This window comes from Rhizobium sp. NZLR8, assembly GCF_019685025.1.
Taxonomy (GTDB): Bacteria; Pseudomonadota; Alphaproteobacteria; order Rhizobiales; family Rhizobiaceae; genus Rhizobium.
In genome coordinates this window covers 434,144-448,061 of the sequence record NZ_JABDVY010000003.1, presented here as the reverse complement: position 1 = coordinate 448,061, position 13,918 = coordinate 434,144, and the positions used below count along the sequence as shown (strand labels likewise).

General features: G+C 61.1%; 13 protein-coding genes. 6 read left to right on the top strand and 7 right to left on the bottom strand.

All coding sequences use genetic code 11. From position 1 onward, the window contains the following. Nucleotides 1-37: 37 nt before the first annotated feature. Both hdaA and HJB89_RS09660 read right to left on the bottom strand, forming a co-directional pair. Nucleotides 38-751: a DnaA regulatory inactivator HdaA gene (gene hdaA / locus HJB89_RS09665; RefSeq protein WP_207583701.1), complete on the bottom strand. Its 714-nt coding sequence runs from the start codon at nucleotides 749-751 to the stop codon at nucleotides 38-40. After that, nucleotides 744-1,868, bottom strand: a complete 1,125-nt coding sequence (locus HJB89_RS09660; RefSeq protein ID WP_221149652.1) for an AI-2E family transporter — start codon at nucleotides 1,866-1,868, stop codon at nucleotides 744-746. Before HJB89_RS09660 ends, hdaA begins: the two co-directional genes overlap by 8 nt. A gap of 245 nt (nucleotides 1,869-2,113) precedes the next feature. On the opposite strand from HJB89_RS09660, the gene purM reads away from it, so the two are divergent. Together purM and purN are read left to right on the top strand one after the other, a co-directional pair. Next, the gene (purM, locus tag HJB89_RS09655; RefSeq protein WP_221149651.1) at nucleotides 2,114-3,187 is read left to right on the top strand and encodes a phosphoribosylformylglycinamidine cyclo-ligase; all 1,074 of its coding nucleotides are present in this window, start codon (nucleotides 2,114-2,116) and stop codon (nucleotides 3,185-3,187) included. Continuing rightward, on the top strand, nucleotides 3,184-3,855 hold the full coding sequence (gene purN / locus HJB89_RS09650; RefSeq protein WP_221149650.1) for a phosphoribosylglycinamide formyltransferase: 672 nt from the start codon (nucleotides 3,184-3,186) through the stop codon (nucleotides 3,853-3,855). Before purM ends, purN begins: the two co-directional genes overlap by 4 nt. A 134-nt stretch (nucleotides 3,856-3,989) precedes the next feature. On the opposite strand, the gene HJB89_RS09645 is transcribed toward purN, so the two are convergent. Both HJB89_RS09645 and HJB89_RS09640 read right to left on the bottom strand, forming a co-directional pair. Then, nucleotides 3,990-5,084: an acyltransferase gene (locus HJB89_RS09645; RefSeq protein ID WP_221115262.1), complete on the bottom strand. Its 1,095-nt coding sequence runs from the start codon at nucleotides 5,082-5,084 to the stop codon at nucleotides 3,990-3,992. 363 nt (nucleotides 5,085-5,447) lie between these two features. Beyond that, a complete protein-coding gene (locus tag HJB89_RS09640; RefSeq protein WP_207583697.1) occupies nucleotides 5,448-6,617 on the bottom strand; it encodes an alpha-D-ribose 1-methylphosphonate 5-triphosphate diphosphatase in 1,170 nt (389 codons plus the stop codon). Nucleotides 6,618-6,838: 221 nt separating this feature from the next. On the opposite strand from HJB89_RS09640, the gene HJB89_RS09635 reads away from it, so the two are divergent. Both HJB89_RS09635 and HJB89_RS09630 read left to right on the top strand, forming a co-directional pair. Continuing rightward, the gene (locus tag HJB89_RS09635) at nucleotides 6,839-7,459 is read left to right on the top strand and encodes a PadR family transcriptional regulator (RefSeq protein WP_259669589.1); all 621 of its coding nucleotides are present in this window, start codon (nucleotides 6,839-6,841) and stop codon (nucleotides 7,457-7,459) included. Between the two features lie 4 nt (nucleotides 7,460-7,463). Continuing rightward, nucleotides 7,464-8,762 (top strand): NAD(P)/FAD-dependent oxidoreductase, encoded by a 1,299-nt coding sequence (locus HJB89_RS09630; RefSeq protein ID WP_221149649.1) that lies wholly within the window; start codon nucleotides 7,464-7,466, stop codon nucleotides 8,760-8,762. Between the two features lie 67 nt (nucleotides 8,763-8,829). Here HJB89_RS09630 and HJB89_RS09625 read toward each other — a convergent pair whose 3' ends face one another. Beyond that, nucleotides 8,830-9,420, bottom strand: coding sequence for an NUDIX domain-containing protein (locus tag HJB89_RS09625; protein WP_207583694.1), 591 nt, complete (start codon nucleotides 9,418-9,420; stop codon nucleotides 8,830-8,832). Continuing rightward, nucleotides 9,417-11,621, bottom strand: a complete 2,205-nt coding sequence (locus HJB89_RS09620; RefSeq protein WP_221131508.1) for a molybdopterin-dependent oxidoreductase — start codon at nucleotides 11,619-11,621, stop codon at nucleotides 9,417-9,419. The genes HJB89_RS09625 and HJB89_RS09620 overlap by 4 nt, the downstream gene beginning before the upstream one ends. Before the next feature lie 16 nt (nucleotides 11,622-11,637). Here HJB89_RS09620 and HJB89_RS09615 point away from each other — a divergent pair, with 16 nt between their 5' ends. Further along, on the top strand, nucleotides 11,638-12,510 hold the full coding sequence (locus tag HJB89_RS09615; RefSeq protein ID WP_207583692.1) for a 23S rRNA (adenine(2030)-N(6))-methyltransferase RlmJ: 873 nt from the start codon (nucleotides 11,638-11,640) through the stop codon (nucleotides 12,508-12,510). 60 nt (nucleotides 12,511-12,570) lie between these two features. Beyond that, on the top strand, nucleotides 12,571-13,167 hold the full coding sequence (locus HJB89_RS09610; RefSeq protein WP_207583691.1) for a glutathione S-transferase: 597 nt from the start codon (nucleotides 12,571-12,573) through the stop codon (nucleotides 13,165-13,167). 103 nt (nucleotides 13,168-13,270) lie between these two features. On the opposite strand, the gene HJB89_RS09605 is transcribed toward HJB89_RS09610, so the two are convergent. Further along, nucleotides 13,271-13,906 carry an outer membrane protein gene (locus HJB89_RS09605; RefSeq protein ID WP_207583690.1) on the bottom strand — a complete coding sequence of 212 codons (636 nt, stop codon included), beginning with the start codon at nucleotides 13,904-13,906 and terminating at the stop codon, nucleotides 13,271-13,273. Nucleotides 13,907-13,918 lie beyond the last annotated feature (12 nt).

Sequence of the window (13,918 nt, the reverse complement as noted above, 5' to 3'; positions counted from 1 at the left end):
AGGCAATTATATCAGTTTCACGACGGAACTGTGACAGTCAATCGGCCGGCTCCGAATTTCCCAATTCATTCAATACTTCGGCGGCCAGAGACCGGGTGATTTTCGTGCCCCGCGACAGGGCCAGCCGGTCAAGCCTTTCGACGATCGTCTGGGCGGCATTCAGCGACCGCTCCATCCGGTTAACGATATAGAGCACGAGTTTGTCATCTATATAAAGCTGCCGGTCGGCAAAGAGCTTGACGATCACCTGCGACAACAACGCCTCGTCGGGTTCGCCGATTTCGACGACGGTTGCAGCTTTCAGGCGCGAGCGCAGATCGGGCAGCAAAACCGGCCAGGACATCGGCCAGAGACGGCTGGTCATCAACAGCCCGGTGCCATTTTCGCGCACGCTGTTGATGACGTGAAACAGCGCATTGTCATCGAAGCCAAGGCGGTCGGCGTCCTCGAACAGTACGGGACCGGCGGCGGCAGCAACCGCGGCGTCTGAGCCAAGTTCGGGATGGATGTCGACTGCGCCGCTCAGTTCCCGCCAGATGCGGGCGAGATGCGATTTTCCCGAACCGACCGGGCCGGCGAGCACGACGACCGGCGATGGCCATGCCGGCCAGGCATCGACGATCGAAACGGCGGCGGCGAGACGCTCCGAGACCAGGAGGTCGTCGCGCCCGCTTGCAGCATCGTGCAAAAAGACCAGCGGTAGCTGCTCTCCGGCCTTGCGCTTCGGATCAGCGTTGTTCACGTCATTCATTGGGAACTGATTTCGTCTTTCGGGTGCGGCCAGTGGGCGACACGCCAAAATAAAGATCGCTCTGAAGGTAACGCGAAAGCGCGAAACGAACAAGCACGCCGACGGCGGCGGCGGCCGGCACGGCGACCAGAAGACCGACGAAACCAAAGAGCGCGCCGAAGGCAAACAGCGCAAACATCAGCCAGACCGGGTGCAGGCCGACGCTGGAGCCGACGAGCTTCGGCTGCAGGATATTGCCTTCGAGGAACTGGCCGCTGAAGAAGACGGCGAGCACCAGGCCGATCCAGGGATAATCCGGCCAGAACTGCACGATCGCCACGCCGATGGCGAGAACGAGGCCGACCATCGAGCCGACATAGGGAATGAAACTGATCATGCCGGCAAAGAGCCCGATCAGCAGGCCGAAGTTCAGGCCGACGAGAGACAGGCCCGCAGCATAATAAATGCCGAGGATGAGGCAGAGCGAGCCCTGGCCGCGGATGAAGCCGGCGATCGCCTGGTCGATCTCCTTGGCGATCTGGCGGACATCGCTGATATAGTCGCGCGGGATCCACTGATCGACCTTGTCGACCATGCGGTCCCAATCGAGCAGGATATAGAAGGCGACGACGGGGGTGACGACAAGCAGCGATATGACGTCGACGATCGCCTTGCCGGAATTCCAGATCTGCGCGAAGAGCCCGGTCAAGAAGCCCATGCCTTCGGAGAGAATGCCGGAGAAATTGTCCTTGATCGTGCCGGCCTGGCTCTTGACCCAATCCGGCAGCAGCGAATTCTGCGATTGGCTGATGAACTGCTGCAGCTGGCTGATATAAGTCGGCAGACGCTCGGCGAAATCGTTGAACTGGCTGACGAGCACGGGAATGAGGATCATCAGCGCCAGCGCAAAGACGATAACGAAGGCGATGAGGATGCCGACCGTCGCCATCATGCGGCTCAGGCCGAGACGCTCCAGCCGATCGGCCACCGGATCGAGGAAATAGGCGATCGCCATGCCGGCGATGAAGGGCAGCAGGATCGAGCTGAAGACATAGAGAAAGACGATGAAGAAGGCGAGCACTGCCAGCCAGAAGAAGATCTGACGCTTGAGACTGTTGCCGCTGACTTGCTGTGGCATTGCTTCCCCGTTGATCGCTTTCCGCCGCCAAACGCCGCATCCGAACCGAAGCGGCCATTCAGCACATAGGATGCAGGCGCAAAGATGGTCAACCCTGCCGCGCCAAATCCCGGAAAGGCTCGGGGAAGACGCGGGAAATTGGGGGCTTTTGCCATGCGGCGCTTGCATAAAGGCCCCTGTCATGCAATTGCGACCGGCAGATGACGCGGCGCGTCTGCCGCCAGAAATAGCCATCGGAGACCAGCATGAGCCAGTCTGGGAAAAACGGCCTGACATACAGCGATGCGGGCGTCGACATCGATGCCGGCAACCTCCTCGTCGAGAAGATCAAGCCGGCGGTGCGCTCGACGCGCCGCCCCGGCGCCGACGGCGAGATCGGCGGCTTCGGCGGGCTGTTCGACCTCAAGGCCGCAGGTTTTACCGATCCGGTTCTGGTCGCCGCCAATGACGGCGTCGGCACAAAGCTGAAGATCGCCATCGATGCCGATTACCACGACACCGTCGGCATCGACCTCGTCGCCATGTGCGTCAACGATCTCGTCGTGCAGGGCGCCGAGCCGCTGTTCTTCCTCGATTATTTCGCCACCGGCAAGCTCGACCCAGACCAGGGCGCGGCCATCGTCGGCGGCATTGCCGCCGGCTGCCGGCAGGCCGGCTGCGCGCTGATCGGCGGCGAGACGGCCGAAATGCCCGGCATGTATTCCTCCGGCGATTACGATCTCGCCGGTTTTGCCGTCGGTGCTGCCGAACGCGGCAAGCTGCTTCCCTCCGGCGATATCGCCGAGGGCGACGTGATCCTCGGGCTTGCCTCCTCCGGCGTCCATTCGAATGGCTTCTCGCTGGTGCGCAAGATCGTCGAACTGTCCGGTCTCGACTGGGATGCGCCGGCGCCGTTCGCCGACGGCAACAAGCTCGGCGAGGCCCTGCTCGAACCGACCCGCATCTATGTGAAGCCGCTTCTGAAGGTGATCCGCGAGACCGGCGCCATCAAGGCGCTGGCGCACATCACCGGCGGCGGCTTCCCGGAAAATATTCCGCGTGTGCTGCCGAAGCATCTGGCGGCCGAGATCGATCTTGCCGCCGTCAAGGTTCCCAAGGTGTTTTCTTGGCTCGCCAAGACGGGCGGCGTCGAAGCGAATGAAATGCTGCGCACCTTCAACTGCGGCGTCGGCATGATCGCCGTCGTCGCCGACGAGAATGTCGCGGCCGTTTCCGCCGCACTCGAAGCCGAGGGCGAGACGGTGGTCACGCTCGGCCGCATGATCGCCCGCGACGAGGGCGCCGCCGGCACGGTCTACAAGGGCACGCTTGCCATATGAGCGTGCCGCGCAAACGCGCCGTCGTCTTCATATCCGGCGCCGGCTCGAACATGATGGCGCTGGTTGCGGCGGCGAAGGCGGCCGACTACCCCGCAGAAATCGTCGGCGTGATCTCCGACAAGGCCGATGCCGGCGGGCTCGCCAAGGCGGCAGCCGAGGGTATCGCCACCTTCGCCTTTCCCCGCAAGGATTATGCCAGCAAGGAAGCGCACGAGGCGGCGATCTTTGCCGCGCTCGACACGCTGTCCCCCGACATTCTCTGCTTGGCAGGCTACATGCGGCTGCTGACGCCTACCTTCATCCAGCGTTATGAAGGCCGGATGCTCAACATCCACCCTTCCCTGCTGCCGCTGTTTCCAGGCCTGCACACCCATCAGCGCGCCATCGACGCCGGCATGCGGATCGCCGGCTGCACGGTGCATTTCGTCACCGAAGGCATGGACGAAGGGCCGGTGATCGGCCAGGCCGCCGTCCCGATTCTCACAGGCGACACGGCCGAAAGCCTTGCCGCGCGCGTGCTCACCATCGAACACCAGATCTATCCGCAAGGGCTGCGGCTCTTTGCCGAAGGCCGCGTGACGATGGAAGGCGGCAAGGCCGTCGGCGGCGAGGCTTCGGCCGCTGCGCCCCAGGCCCAACTGATTTCGCTGATCGGCGACCGCGCTTAGGGCAACAACGACCGTTCCAGAGGCAATGACGGCGCCGAAGGATGTGTCGCGGCGGCGAGACCTGCCGCTACACTGCCAAGCAGGACGACGATGCTGAGGGCGACCGCCGTCAACTTCCTATTCAAAGGCGTCACTTATATCTCTGTCGAAAATTTCCGACCGATGTAGGCGCGAATCGGTTCATCGAAACGGGTGGATAGAAAATGTGCCGCCCCAACGGCAGCTAAGAGGGTGCCGCTTACCGCAATCGGCAATGGCACACTTCCGTCGCCAAGGTTTTGGAACTCAGCGCCGAGTCGAATGATGGGCTGATGAACAATATAGAGCGGATAGGACAACCGTCCCAGATATGCCGCTAACGGCCGCTCCTTGTTCAGCGGAACTGCAACCGCTAGCACGACCACGATCGGAATTATGATAGCGATACAGAAGAAATCGTACATGTTTTTGGAGACAGCAAAGGGGAAAAATAAAACCCCTATCAGGATGAAAAGCGGGATCTGAGGTGGAACCGTTCCGACAAGACGACTGATTTTCCAGCGAAAAATCAGAACACCACCAAGGAACGAAAAGCCGACCCTGACAAATCCTTCAAGGAACGCTTGCCAGCTGGCAAAGCCGACCGGACCAATAGAACCTTCGATGGTGACGACCAGGAAAAGCGCTGCTGCTAATAATATGAGCGCCGCTGCCTCATGCTGGAAACGAATTCTCCGGCGAGCGGCTGATCCGTACACCCCGCTGGCGAACATCTCAAAACAGAGCGACCAAAGTGGGTTGTTGATCGCGAACGCCTCTTGCCCCGCCAGAAGCCCTAATGGCAATAGGAGTAGTGCACCTAGAGCCAGAATCGGGACGTCGGCGAGTGGGATACTCGGTGTTGAAGTAAATAGCGACGCGACAACGCCCAAGCCGACACCAGCCACGATCAAGGGGTAAAGGCGCAATAGACGCTTCAGGAAGAATGCACTGCTCCGCAGAACGCCCGACTTTAATTTTTGATCGTACCTATGAGCGAGAACGAAGCCGCTAAGGCAAAAAAAGAAATCCACGGCCAGAGAGGCGTGGGAATTAAGGCCGAATCCGAAAGCCTGGCTGGCATGCAAGAGAACCACGGATAGCGCAGCTACCCCCCGAAGTTCATCCAGAAAGAAAAAGTAGTTCTTCAATTTGCGAGCCTTGCTAGCGAGACTCGCATCACCAAACCGTATGGTACGCTGAGCCACCATCGTGCAGTCCGACCGGGACTTGGCAATGGCTCACCCAAACCTTGGCTCATCATATCGAGATCCCCATCAGCTGGCGCTGGGATAGTGATGCCGTGTGACAAGTCAGAATCGTCGACGGCGTCGACTCTCTCGATCGAGGCATTCGGACTCAACGTTTGCCGGTCCCAAAGCTATTCATATTTCCCCAGCCCAGTGGCCCGCCGGACGGAATCCAACGCCCTGAAGTTGCAATTGCGGCAACCGTTGTCGACGAGCGTAGATTACAAATTGAATTTTCAATTGCAAGTGAAATTTATGCGCTCACTGGACGAGTGATGCACCGTGACTTCGCAGACGTTCCAGGCACCTCAGCAGGGAGTTGAGCTATGCCGCCAGCGCATGTATAGGATGCAGCGTGCCGTCGCTGTAGACGAAGCGGCCGGCGCGGAACGTCGCACGGATGCGATGGACCTCGCCTGGCTCAACCACGACCAGATCGGCGCGCTGGCCGATGGCGATTTCGCCGCGATCCAGGAGGCCGGCGGAGCGGGCGGCATTGCCGGTGGCCATGGCGACGGCGGCCGGCAGTCCACCCTCCACCATGTCGGCGAGCTTGAAGATGCCCGGCACGAAGGCGGCCGGGTGATAGTCGGCGGCGATGACGCTGAGGAGACCGGCCCTTGCGGCATCGAGGGCGCTGAGATTGCCCGACATCGACTGGCCGCGCAGCGCGTTCGGCGCTCCCATCAGCGTCCAGAGGCCGCGCCGGCGCGCCTCCTCTGCGGCGGGCGCCGTCACCGGAAACTCGCTGATGGTGACGCCGAGGTCGTGCATCTCGGCGACTTTTTCGACGCTGTCATCATCATGCGAGGCCAGCGACAGCTTGTGCTTCAGCGACAGCGCAACGATCTCCTTCAGCTTGGCCTCGATGTCAGGATTGTTGCGCATGGCGATGCGCTTGGCGACGATCTCGGCTGCCATTTCCTCGGAGACGGCGCGGCGCTCGGAAATGCTGAGGATGTAGCTTTGCAGGTTGTTGTACTGGCCCTGGCCCGGCGTGTGGTCGGTCAGCGAAACCATGTCGATCTGGTCGGCATTCAGCAGGCGTTCGAGCGCCGGAGCGGCGCCGACATTGGTGATTTCGTAGCGGGCGTGAACGCGGTGATCGATCAGCAGATTGTCGCGCAAGCGGTTGATGCCTTCGATGACCGCCGAGGTCGTCTCCAACGAGCGGACGTGACCATAGACGCTTTCGGTGGCGAAGGAGACGGCGGCAAAGGCCGTGGTGACACCGGCGGCGGCAAGCTTCTTGTCGAGTTCATGAATGCCGAAATCGATCGGCATCGTCGCGTTCGGGCGCGGCGCGATCTCGCGCTCGATCATGTCGCCGTGCAGATCGACGAAGCCCGGCATCAGCAGCCGGCCGCCGCCGTCGATCGCCGCCCCGGCAACCGGCTCCGGCCTGATCTCGGCAATCACGCCGTCCTCAACACGCACGGAACCTTCACTCACCACCTCGTTTGGGAGAACGAGGGTGAAATTGCTGAGCCACATGGGCTTTCTCCTGACCGCATCGGATGATTGACAGACCGCAGCGGATAGAACCGCTTCGTGACAGTCGTATGAAATTTCGAGCACACTCACCTTAAAGCGGAAACTTGCGCTTTGGAAATGGTCCGATGCGCCGCTCCACGAATTCACGGTCACCGATCCAACCGAGTACCCTGTCCAACAGCCAGTTGACTAGTTATAACTTAACTAGTAATACTATGACTATGACCTTAATCAAACGCTCACCAGTCGCGCTCGCTGTCCTTGCAATGCTCATGGAAGAGCCGCTGCATCCTTACCGAATGCAGCGGCTCATCAAGGAGCGCGGCAAGGATGAAGTGATCAACGTCACGCAGAGGGCGAGCCTTTATCAAACCATCCATCGGCTCGAGCGCGAGGCATTGATTGCCCAGCAGAAAACAGTCCGGGATGACAAGCGTCCCGAGCGGACCGTATACGAGATCACCGAAAAGGGCCGCGACGTTGCGCTGGCATGGATCCGCGAGATGTTGTCGACCTTGACGCGGGAATATCCGGAATTCCCCGCAGCCGTATCATTTCTTGCTCTGCTGACGCCGAACGATGTGTTGGGTCTGCTTGAGCACCGGGCAAAAGCCATCGAGTCGGAACTTCGGCGGATCGACGGGCTCCTGCGGGAGGCGCAGGCCGTACCAAGGCTCTTCCTACTTGAGATGGAATATCTCCGAGCGCTTCACGCGACCGAGTTGTCTTGGGTCAATGGCGTCATCGGGGACCTGCGCGCCGGGCGCATCACCTGGACAGACGAGTGGCTCAGGCAGATTGCCGTCGAGTTCTCCACCCACTCCAAGCTCGACAAGGACTAGCACCATGAAGGTTTTGATTATCGGCGCCGGGACTGGCGGTTTGGCACTCGCTCATCTGCTTAAACAGGCTGGCGTTTGCATTGCGGTGTATGAGCGCGACATCGCACCGAACGCCGACACCGGCGGCTATCGCGTCGGTATCAGCCCGGCTGGGAGCCGAGCGCTAAAGGCCTGTATACCCAACGAACTCTACGACCTCTATCTTACCACATGCGCCAGGTCGCCATGCTATTTCAACATGTTGACGGAACAGCTTGGTGAGGTGCTGAGCTTCGACATCGGTGATGCGGCTGCGAATACTCTTGACGGTGAAAAGAACGTCGTTCGAAAGACGCTGAGGCGGGTTCTGCTCAGGGGGCTTGAAGACAACGTCTCCTTCGGCAAAGCGCTTCAGGGGTACGGACGTAACGCCGACGGGTCCGTCACCGCTTGCTTTCAGGATGGAAGTCTGGCGACGGGAGATGTTTTGGTCGGCGCTGACGGCACGAACTCTGCTGTGCGCAGGCAATACTTGCCGGAAGCGCGTCTGGAAGACACGGGGATCGTGTCGCTCGGGGGCAAAATTCCTATGACGGTCGAGGCGAAATCTCTGCTGTCGGACAAGATGCTGAAAGGCATGTCGATGATTATGGCGCCGATGGGGTTCGGCGCGATTATTCACTCGCTCGAGTTCGCCGACAGCCGCAGCAACCCTGATTTTGCCGCTCGCTGGCCGGATTTCGTCGAAGCGCTCGACGAGGACAGTATCGGCTGGGGCATCTGGGGCGCTCGGCAGAATTGCCCGCGGGATACGGCCGGCCTGAGCGGAGAGCAATTGAGAGAATTGGGCCTGGAGCTTGCTCGGGACTGGCATCCGCACTTGCGCGCGCTCATCCGTATGACGGAGCCCGCGACCATCCACGATGTCAAGGTCAGGACTTCCGTGCCGCTGAAACCTTGGACGAGTTCGAACGTCACACTGCTCGGTGACGCCGTCCATACGATGACACCTGGACGCGGCGCCGGCGCCAATACGGCGCTTCGCGATGCCGCTCTGCTTGGGCATATGCTGGTCGAGGCGGACCGAGGTCAAAAGCCGCTCGTCGAAGCCATACACGCCTATGAAGCCGAAATGCTTCGCTACAGTACCGAAGCAGTACTCGAATCGAAAAGGCATATGGATGCCAGCGATCCGGCTCATCGGCCGATTGTCGGCACAGTCCAGCTCGCTGCCATGCGCGGCGTCATGCGCATCATCAACGCAACACCTGTATTAAAGCGACGTGCCTTTCGGCAGATGATGCGAGTTCGCGGCGAAAACTAAGACGATCGCGGGTAATGGGATCGCCCCGCAGGCAATTTGGCGAACGAGGCCTCGATCGCCGCATCCGCTATCGAAGATCATTCCTGTTCAACATGGCCCATTGCAGCAGCATGATCGTCTTGGCGTCGAAGATCTCGCCGTCTTCGATCATTCCGGCGGCTTCGTCGAGCGGGACTTCGAGAACCTCGATATCCTCGTGCTCCTCGTCCAGGCCGCCGCCTTCCGCGACCCGGTCGGCGATGTCGATCAGGGAGACGAAGAAGTGGACGACTTCGGTGACCGCGCCCGGCGACGGGTAGCATTTGAAGAGGAAACGCGCATCGCGCAGGTGGTAACCGGTTTCTTCCATCGCCTCGCGGCGGATCGCCTGTTCGGGATGGTCGTCATCGAGAAGGCCGGCCGGCACCTCGATCATCCAGGCCGGATCGCCGTTCAGATGCACGGCAAGCCGGAACTGGCGGACGAGAACGACGAGATCCCGCTTCGGATCATAAAGCAGGATGCAGGCGGCGGGCGTGCGGTGATAAACCTCCCGCTTCAAGCGCTGGGTCGCGCCTTTGCGGTCGATATAATCGAGCAGATAACTGCTCAGCTTTGTCCAACCATTCGACAGCGTTTCCTCGCTGACGATCTTCACCCGCGATTTCGGCTGCATCATGCTGCGTCCCTGCGAAGCCAGACCTTGTTATCATGCACGGCCGCCCCGCCATAGGGCGCGACCGGGTCGGCGCCGGTCAAGACGTTGATACCCTCGCCATCGACATGCGCCTTGTTCGGCCAGAGGCCCTCGGCGATCAAAACGCCAGGTTTCACCTCGGTGGTGATGCGGGCGTGGATGCGCAGATCGCCGCGACTGTTGCCGATGCGGACGAGATCGCCGTGGGCGATGCCATTGGCTTCAGCGTCGGCGGGATTGATCATCACCTCAGGACGGCCTTCCTTCTGACGAGACGTCTTGGTCTCGGAGAAGCTCGAATTCAGAAAATTGCGGGCGGGCGACGTGGCGAGACGGAAGGGATGTTCGCGATCGGCAACTTCGATGACATCGACCTGATCGGGGAAAGCCGGAAGCTCGGCATGCGGCCCGAGCACGCCGATCGCCGCCGGCGGCTTGTTCGGCGCCGGCTGATTGATCCAGTCCGGGCGGAAATGGAACTTGCCATCCGGATGGGCAAAGCCGTTCAGATAATGCGCCTCCTCGAAAGCGGGCTGACGATCGAACCATTTGTGTTCGAGGAAATGGTCGTAATCCGGCAGGCCGCTCGATTCGAGGACGCGGTCGACCATTTCGCGGGCAGAAAAACCGAAGCCGGGTCGATCGGCGACGCCGAGGCGTTTGGCCAGTTCCTCGATGACGAAGAGATTGGTGCGCACGCTAGGTGGCGGCTCGACCAGCTTCGGCCCGAGCAGGATATGGTTCTGGCCACCGGCCCGGTAGATGTCGTCATGCTCGACGAACATCGTCGCCGGGATGACGATGTCGGCGATATCAGCCGTCTCGGTCATGAACTGCTCGTGCACGGCGACGAAGAGGTCGTCCCGGGCAAAGCCGCGTCTGACGAGGCGCTGTTCGGGAGCGATGTTTGCCGGGTTGGTGTTCTGGATCAGCATTGCTCTCACCGGGCCGCGATGGCGTAGCGCCACAGCATCGCCGGTGAGCACGCGGCCGATCTGCGACTGATCGAGCATGCGGATATCGGCATCCTTCATCGGCCGGCCGGTCAGCTCCGCATTGTTCATGCGGAAGATATCGCTGTTCGAATGGAAGGCGCCGCCGCCCTCATATTGCCAGGAACCGAGAACGGTGGCGATCGAGGCGGCCGCATGCATGGCTACGGCGCCGTTGCGCTGGCGGGTGAAGCCATAGCCCAGGCGGAAGAAGGTCTTTTTCGTCGTGCCGACGAGGCGGCCGAAGGCTTCGATCTCCTCGACCGAAAGGCCGGTGATATCTGCTGCCCATTGCGGCGTCCTGGTTTTCAGATGCGCTTCGAGCCCCGCGGGATCGTCGGCATATTTCGCCATGTAGTCACGGTCGGCATGGCCGTCGCGGAAGGCGATGTGCATGACGGCACAGGCAAGTGCCGCATCGGTGCCCGGCTTGACGATCAAGGCCATGTCGGCCTGCTTCATCGTCGGATTGTCGTAAATGTCGATGACGACGATCTTCGCGCCGCGCTCCTTGCGCGACCTGATGGCGTGGGTCATCACGTTGACCTGCGTCGAGACCGCGTTGGTACCCCAGATGACGACGCAATCGGTGCGGCCCATCTCGCGCGGATCGGGACCGCGCAGCGTGCCGGTCGCCATGGTGAAGCCGGTCCAGGCGGGGTTGGTGCAGATCGAAGAGAAGAAGCCCGAATAGCGCTTGGCATGGCGCAGGCGATCAATCGAATCGCGCTGCACCCAGCCCATGGTGCCGGCATAGAAATAGGGCCAAATCGCCTCGCTGCCGTCCCTTGCCTCGGCCTTCACGAAGGCTTCGGCGATCTCATCCAGCGCATCGTCCCAGGAAATCTGCTGCCACTGCCCTGCCCCCTTGGCGCCGGCGCGGCGCAAGGGATGCATCAGCCGCTCGGGATGGTAGAGCCGCTCGGCATAACGGGCGACCTTGGCGCAGATGACGCCGGAGGTATAGGAATGGTCGCCGGCGCCGCGCACGCGGCCGATGCGGCCATCCTCTGCTATATCGACCTCCAGCGCGCAGGTGGAGGGACAGTCGTGCGGACAGGCCGTGTGGCCTACCCTGGTGTCCGACTTCGGGGATTTGGCGTGGATGGGGGTCGCAATGTTCATGGCATTTGTATATTCCAAGGCTTGCACGGCCAAAAGCCACAAAACTTCCCCATGACGCGAATTCATACGGACATCAGCGAAAATGAACTACCGCCACATCTATCACGCGGGCAATTTTGCCGATGTGCTGAAACATGCCGTGCTGGCGCGGCTGATCCGCTACATGCAAAAGAAGGATGGGGCATTCCGCGTGCTCGACACGCATGCCGGCATCGGGCTCTACGACCTCTCGTCCGAAGAAGCGCAGAAAACCGGCGAATGGCTCGAAGGCATCGGCAAGCTGATGGAGGCCGATCTCGGCCCTCAGGTTTCCGAACTGCTGGAGCCGTATCTCTCCGCCATCCGCGAACTCAACCCTGAGGGCGGCGTCCGTTTCTATCCCGGATCGCCGAAACTTGCGCGGCTGCTGTTCCGGCCACAGGATCGCTTGTCGGCAATGGAACTCCATCCCGAAGATTTCGTCAGGCTGCACCGGCTGTTCGAGGGCGATCACCACGCCCGCATCACCGAGCTCGACGGCTGGCTGGCGCTCGGCGCGCACCTGCCGCCGAAGGAGAAGCGCGGCATCGTGCTCGTCGATCCGCCCTTCGAGGAAGAGGACGAATATCAGCGCCTCGCCGAGGGACTGGAAAAGGCCTATCGCCGTTTTCCCGGCGGCACCTATTGCCTGTGGTATCCGCTGAAGAAGGGTGCGCCGATCAAGGAATTCCACGAGGCGCTGCAGGCGCTCGACATCCCGAAAATGCTCTGCGCCGAACTCGCGGTCCGCAGCGACCGCGGCATCACCGGATTGACGGGCTCAGGCCTCGTCATCGTCAACCCGCCCTTCACGCTGAAGGACGAGTTGCATCAATTGCTGCCGGCATTGAAGGACCATCTGGCGCAAGACCGTTTTGCCTCGCACCGGGCCTTCTGGCTGCGCGGCGAGAACAAGGCGGCGATCAAGGACGATTGACCCGGCAACCGGGTTCGGGAATAGTCCGCGCCACAGGTCCACAATCTGATCAGGTATCCCATGAAGCTGCTCTGTTCGCCCGCCTCGCCCTATTCCAACAAGGTGCGGATGGCCGCGCATTTTCTCGGCCTAGGGGTGAACGCCATTCGGGTCGACACCAATACCGGACCGGCGATCCTGGTGGACAACAATCCGCTCGGCAAGATCCCGACGCTGCTGACCGATGACGGAGTGTCGATATACGACAGCGTGGCGATCATGCATTATTTCGACCGGCTGACGAAGGGCAAGCTCTATCCTGCGAAGAAGGGCAAGCGCACGGATGCGGAAATCCTCGAGGCGCTTTGCGACGGCATCTGTGACTGCCTGCTCGCCATCATCTACGAGCGACGCTTCCGCGACGAGGAAAAGGTCCATCAGCCCTGGATCGACCGGCAATGGAAAAAGGCGACGAGCGGGCTTGCTCACCTCAGCGCCGATCCGCCGAAGCTCGGCAAGAAGCTCAGCGGCGGGCATTTCGCGCTGGCCGCGACGCTCGATTATCTCGAGCTGCGCTTCAAGGACCAGTGGGAAGCCGATCATGCGCCGCTGGTCGACTGGCTGCGGCAGTTCGACAAGAAATTCCCCGCCCATGGCGAACTGAAAGCCCAGGGCTGAGCGCACTCGGCTTCCAGTGCTGGAGCGCCTGGCAGCAACGAGCGGACAGCAAAAAGCCGGGCAACGTGCCCGGCTTTTCCATGCTTGGACGGTTCTGTTCGGCTTAGAACTTGACGCCGATACCGAGCTTGACGCTGTTCTCGTCGTAACCGCGCGAGAAGCTGCCGGAGTCGAGGTCGTAGTCCTTGCTCTGGTAGTCGGTGTAGCGATATTCGAGGCGCGTCGTGATGTTGTTGGTCACGAAGGCTTCGACGCCAGCGCCGACCGTATAGCCGTAGTTCGTCTTGCTTTCATCCGAGGTGCCGTCGGAAACCTTGACGTTGCCGAGGGCAAGACCGGCGGTGCCGTAGAGCAGGAAGGGGTTCATGTCGTAGCCGACGCGGCCACGGACGGAGCCGTTCCAGCCATACTTGTTCTTGACGCCGTCTGAGGAGACGTCGTCGCCGCTGTAGCCGAGATCGGATTCAACGCCATAAACGATCTGGCCCTGCTGCCAGTTGTAACCGGTGAAGACCTGGCCGCCGAAACCATAGGTGTGACGGTCGGAACCGAAGTCACCCATGTTGTAGGTGCCGGCGCCGCCGAGGTAAAAGCCTTCCCAGCTACCGGCCGGCTTGACCGGAGCGTCCTGGGCGACCGGTGCTTCCGGAACCTGGTCGACGGCATCGGCCGCCTGAGCTGCCGAGACGCCCGCAATTGCAAAAACGGAGGCCATGAGGCCAGCAATGAGTACACGCATACTTAGTCTCCT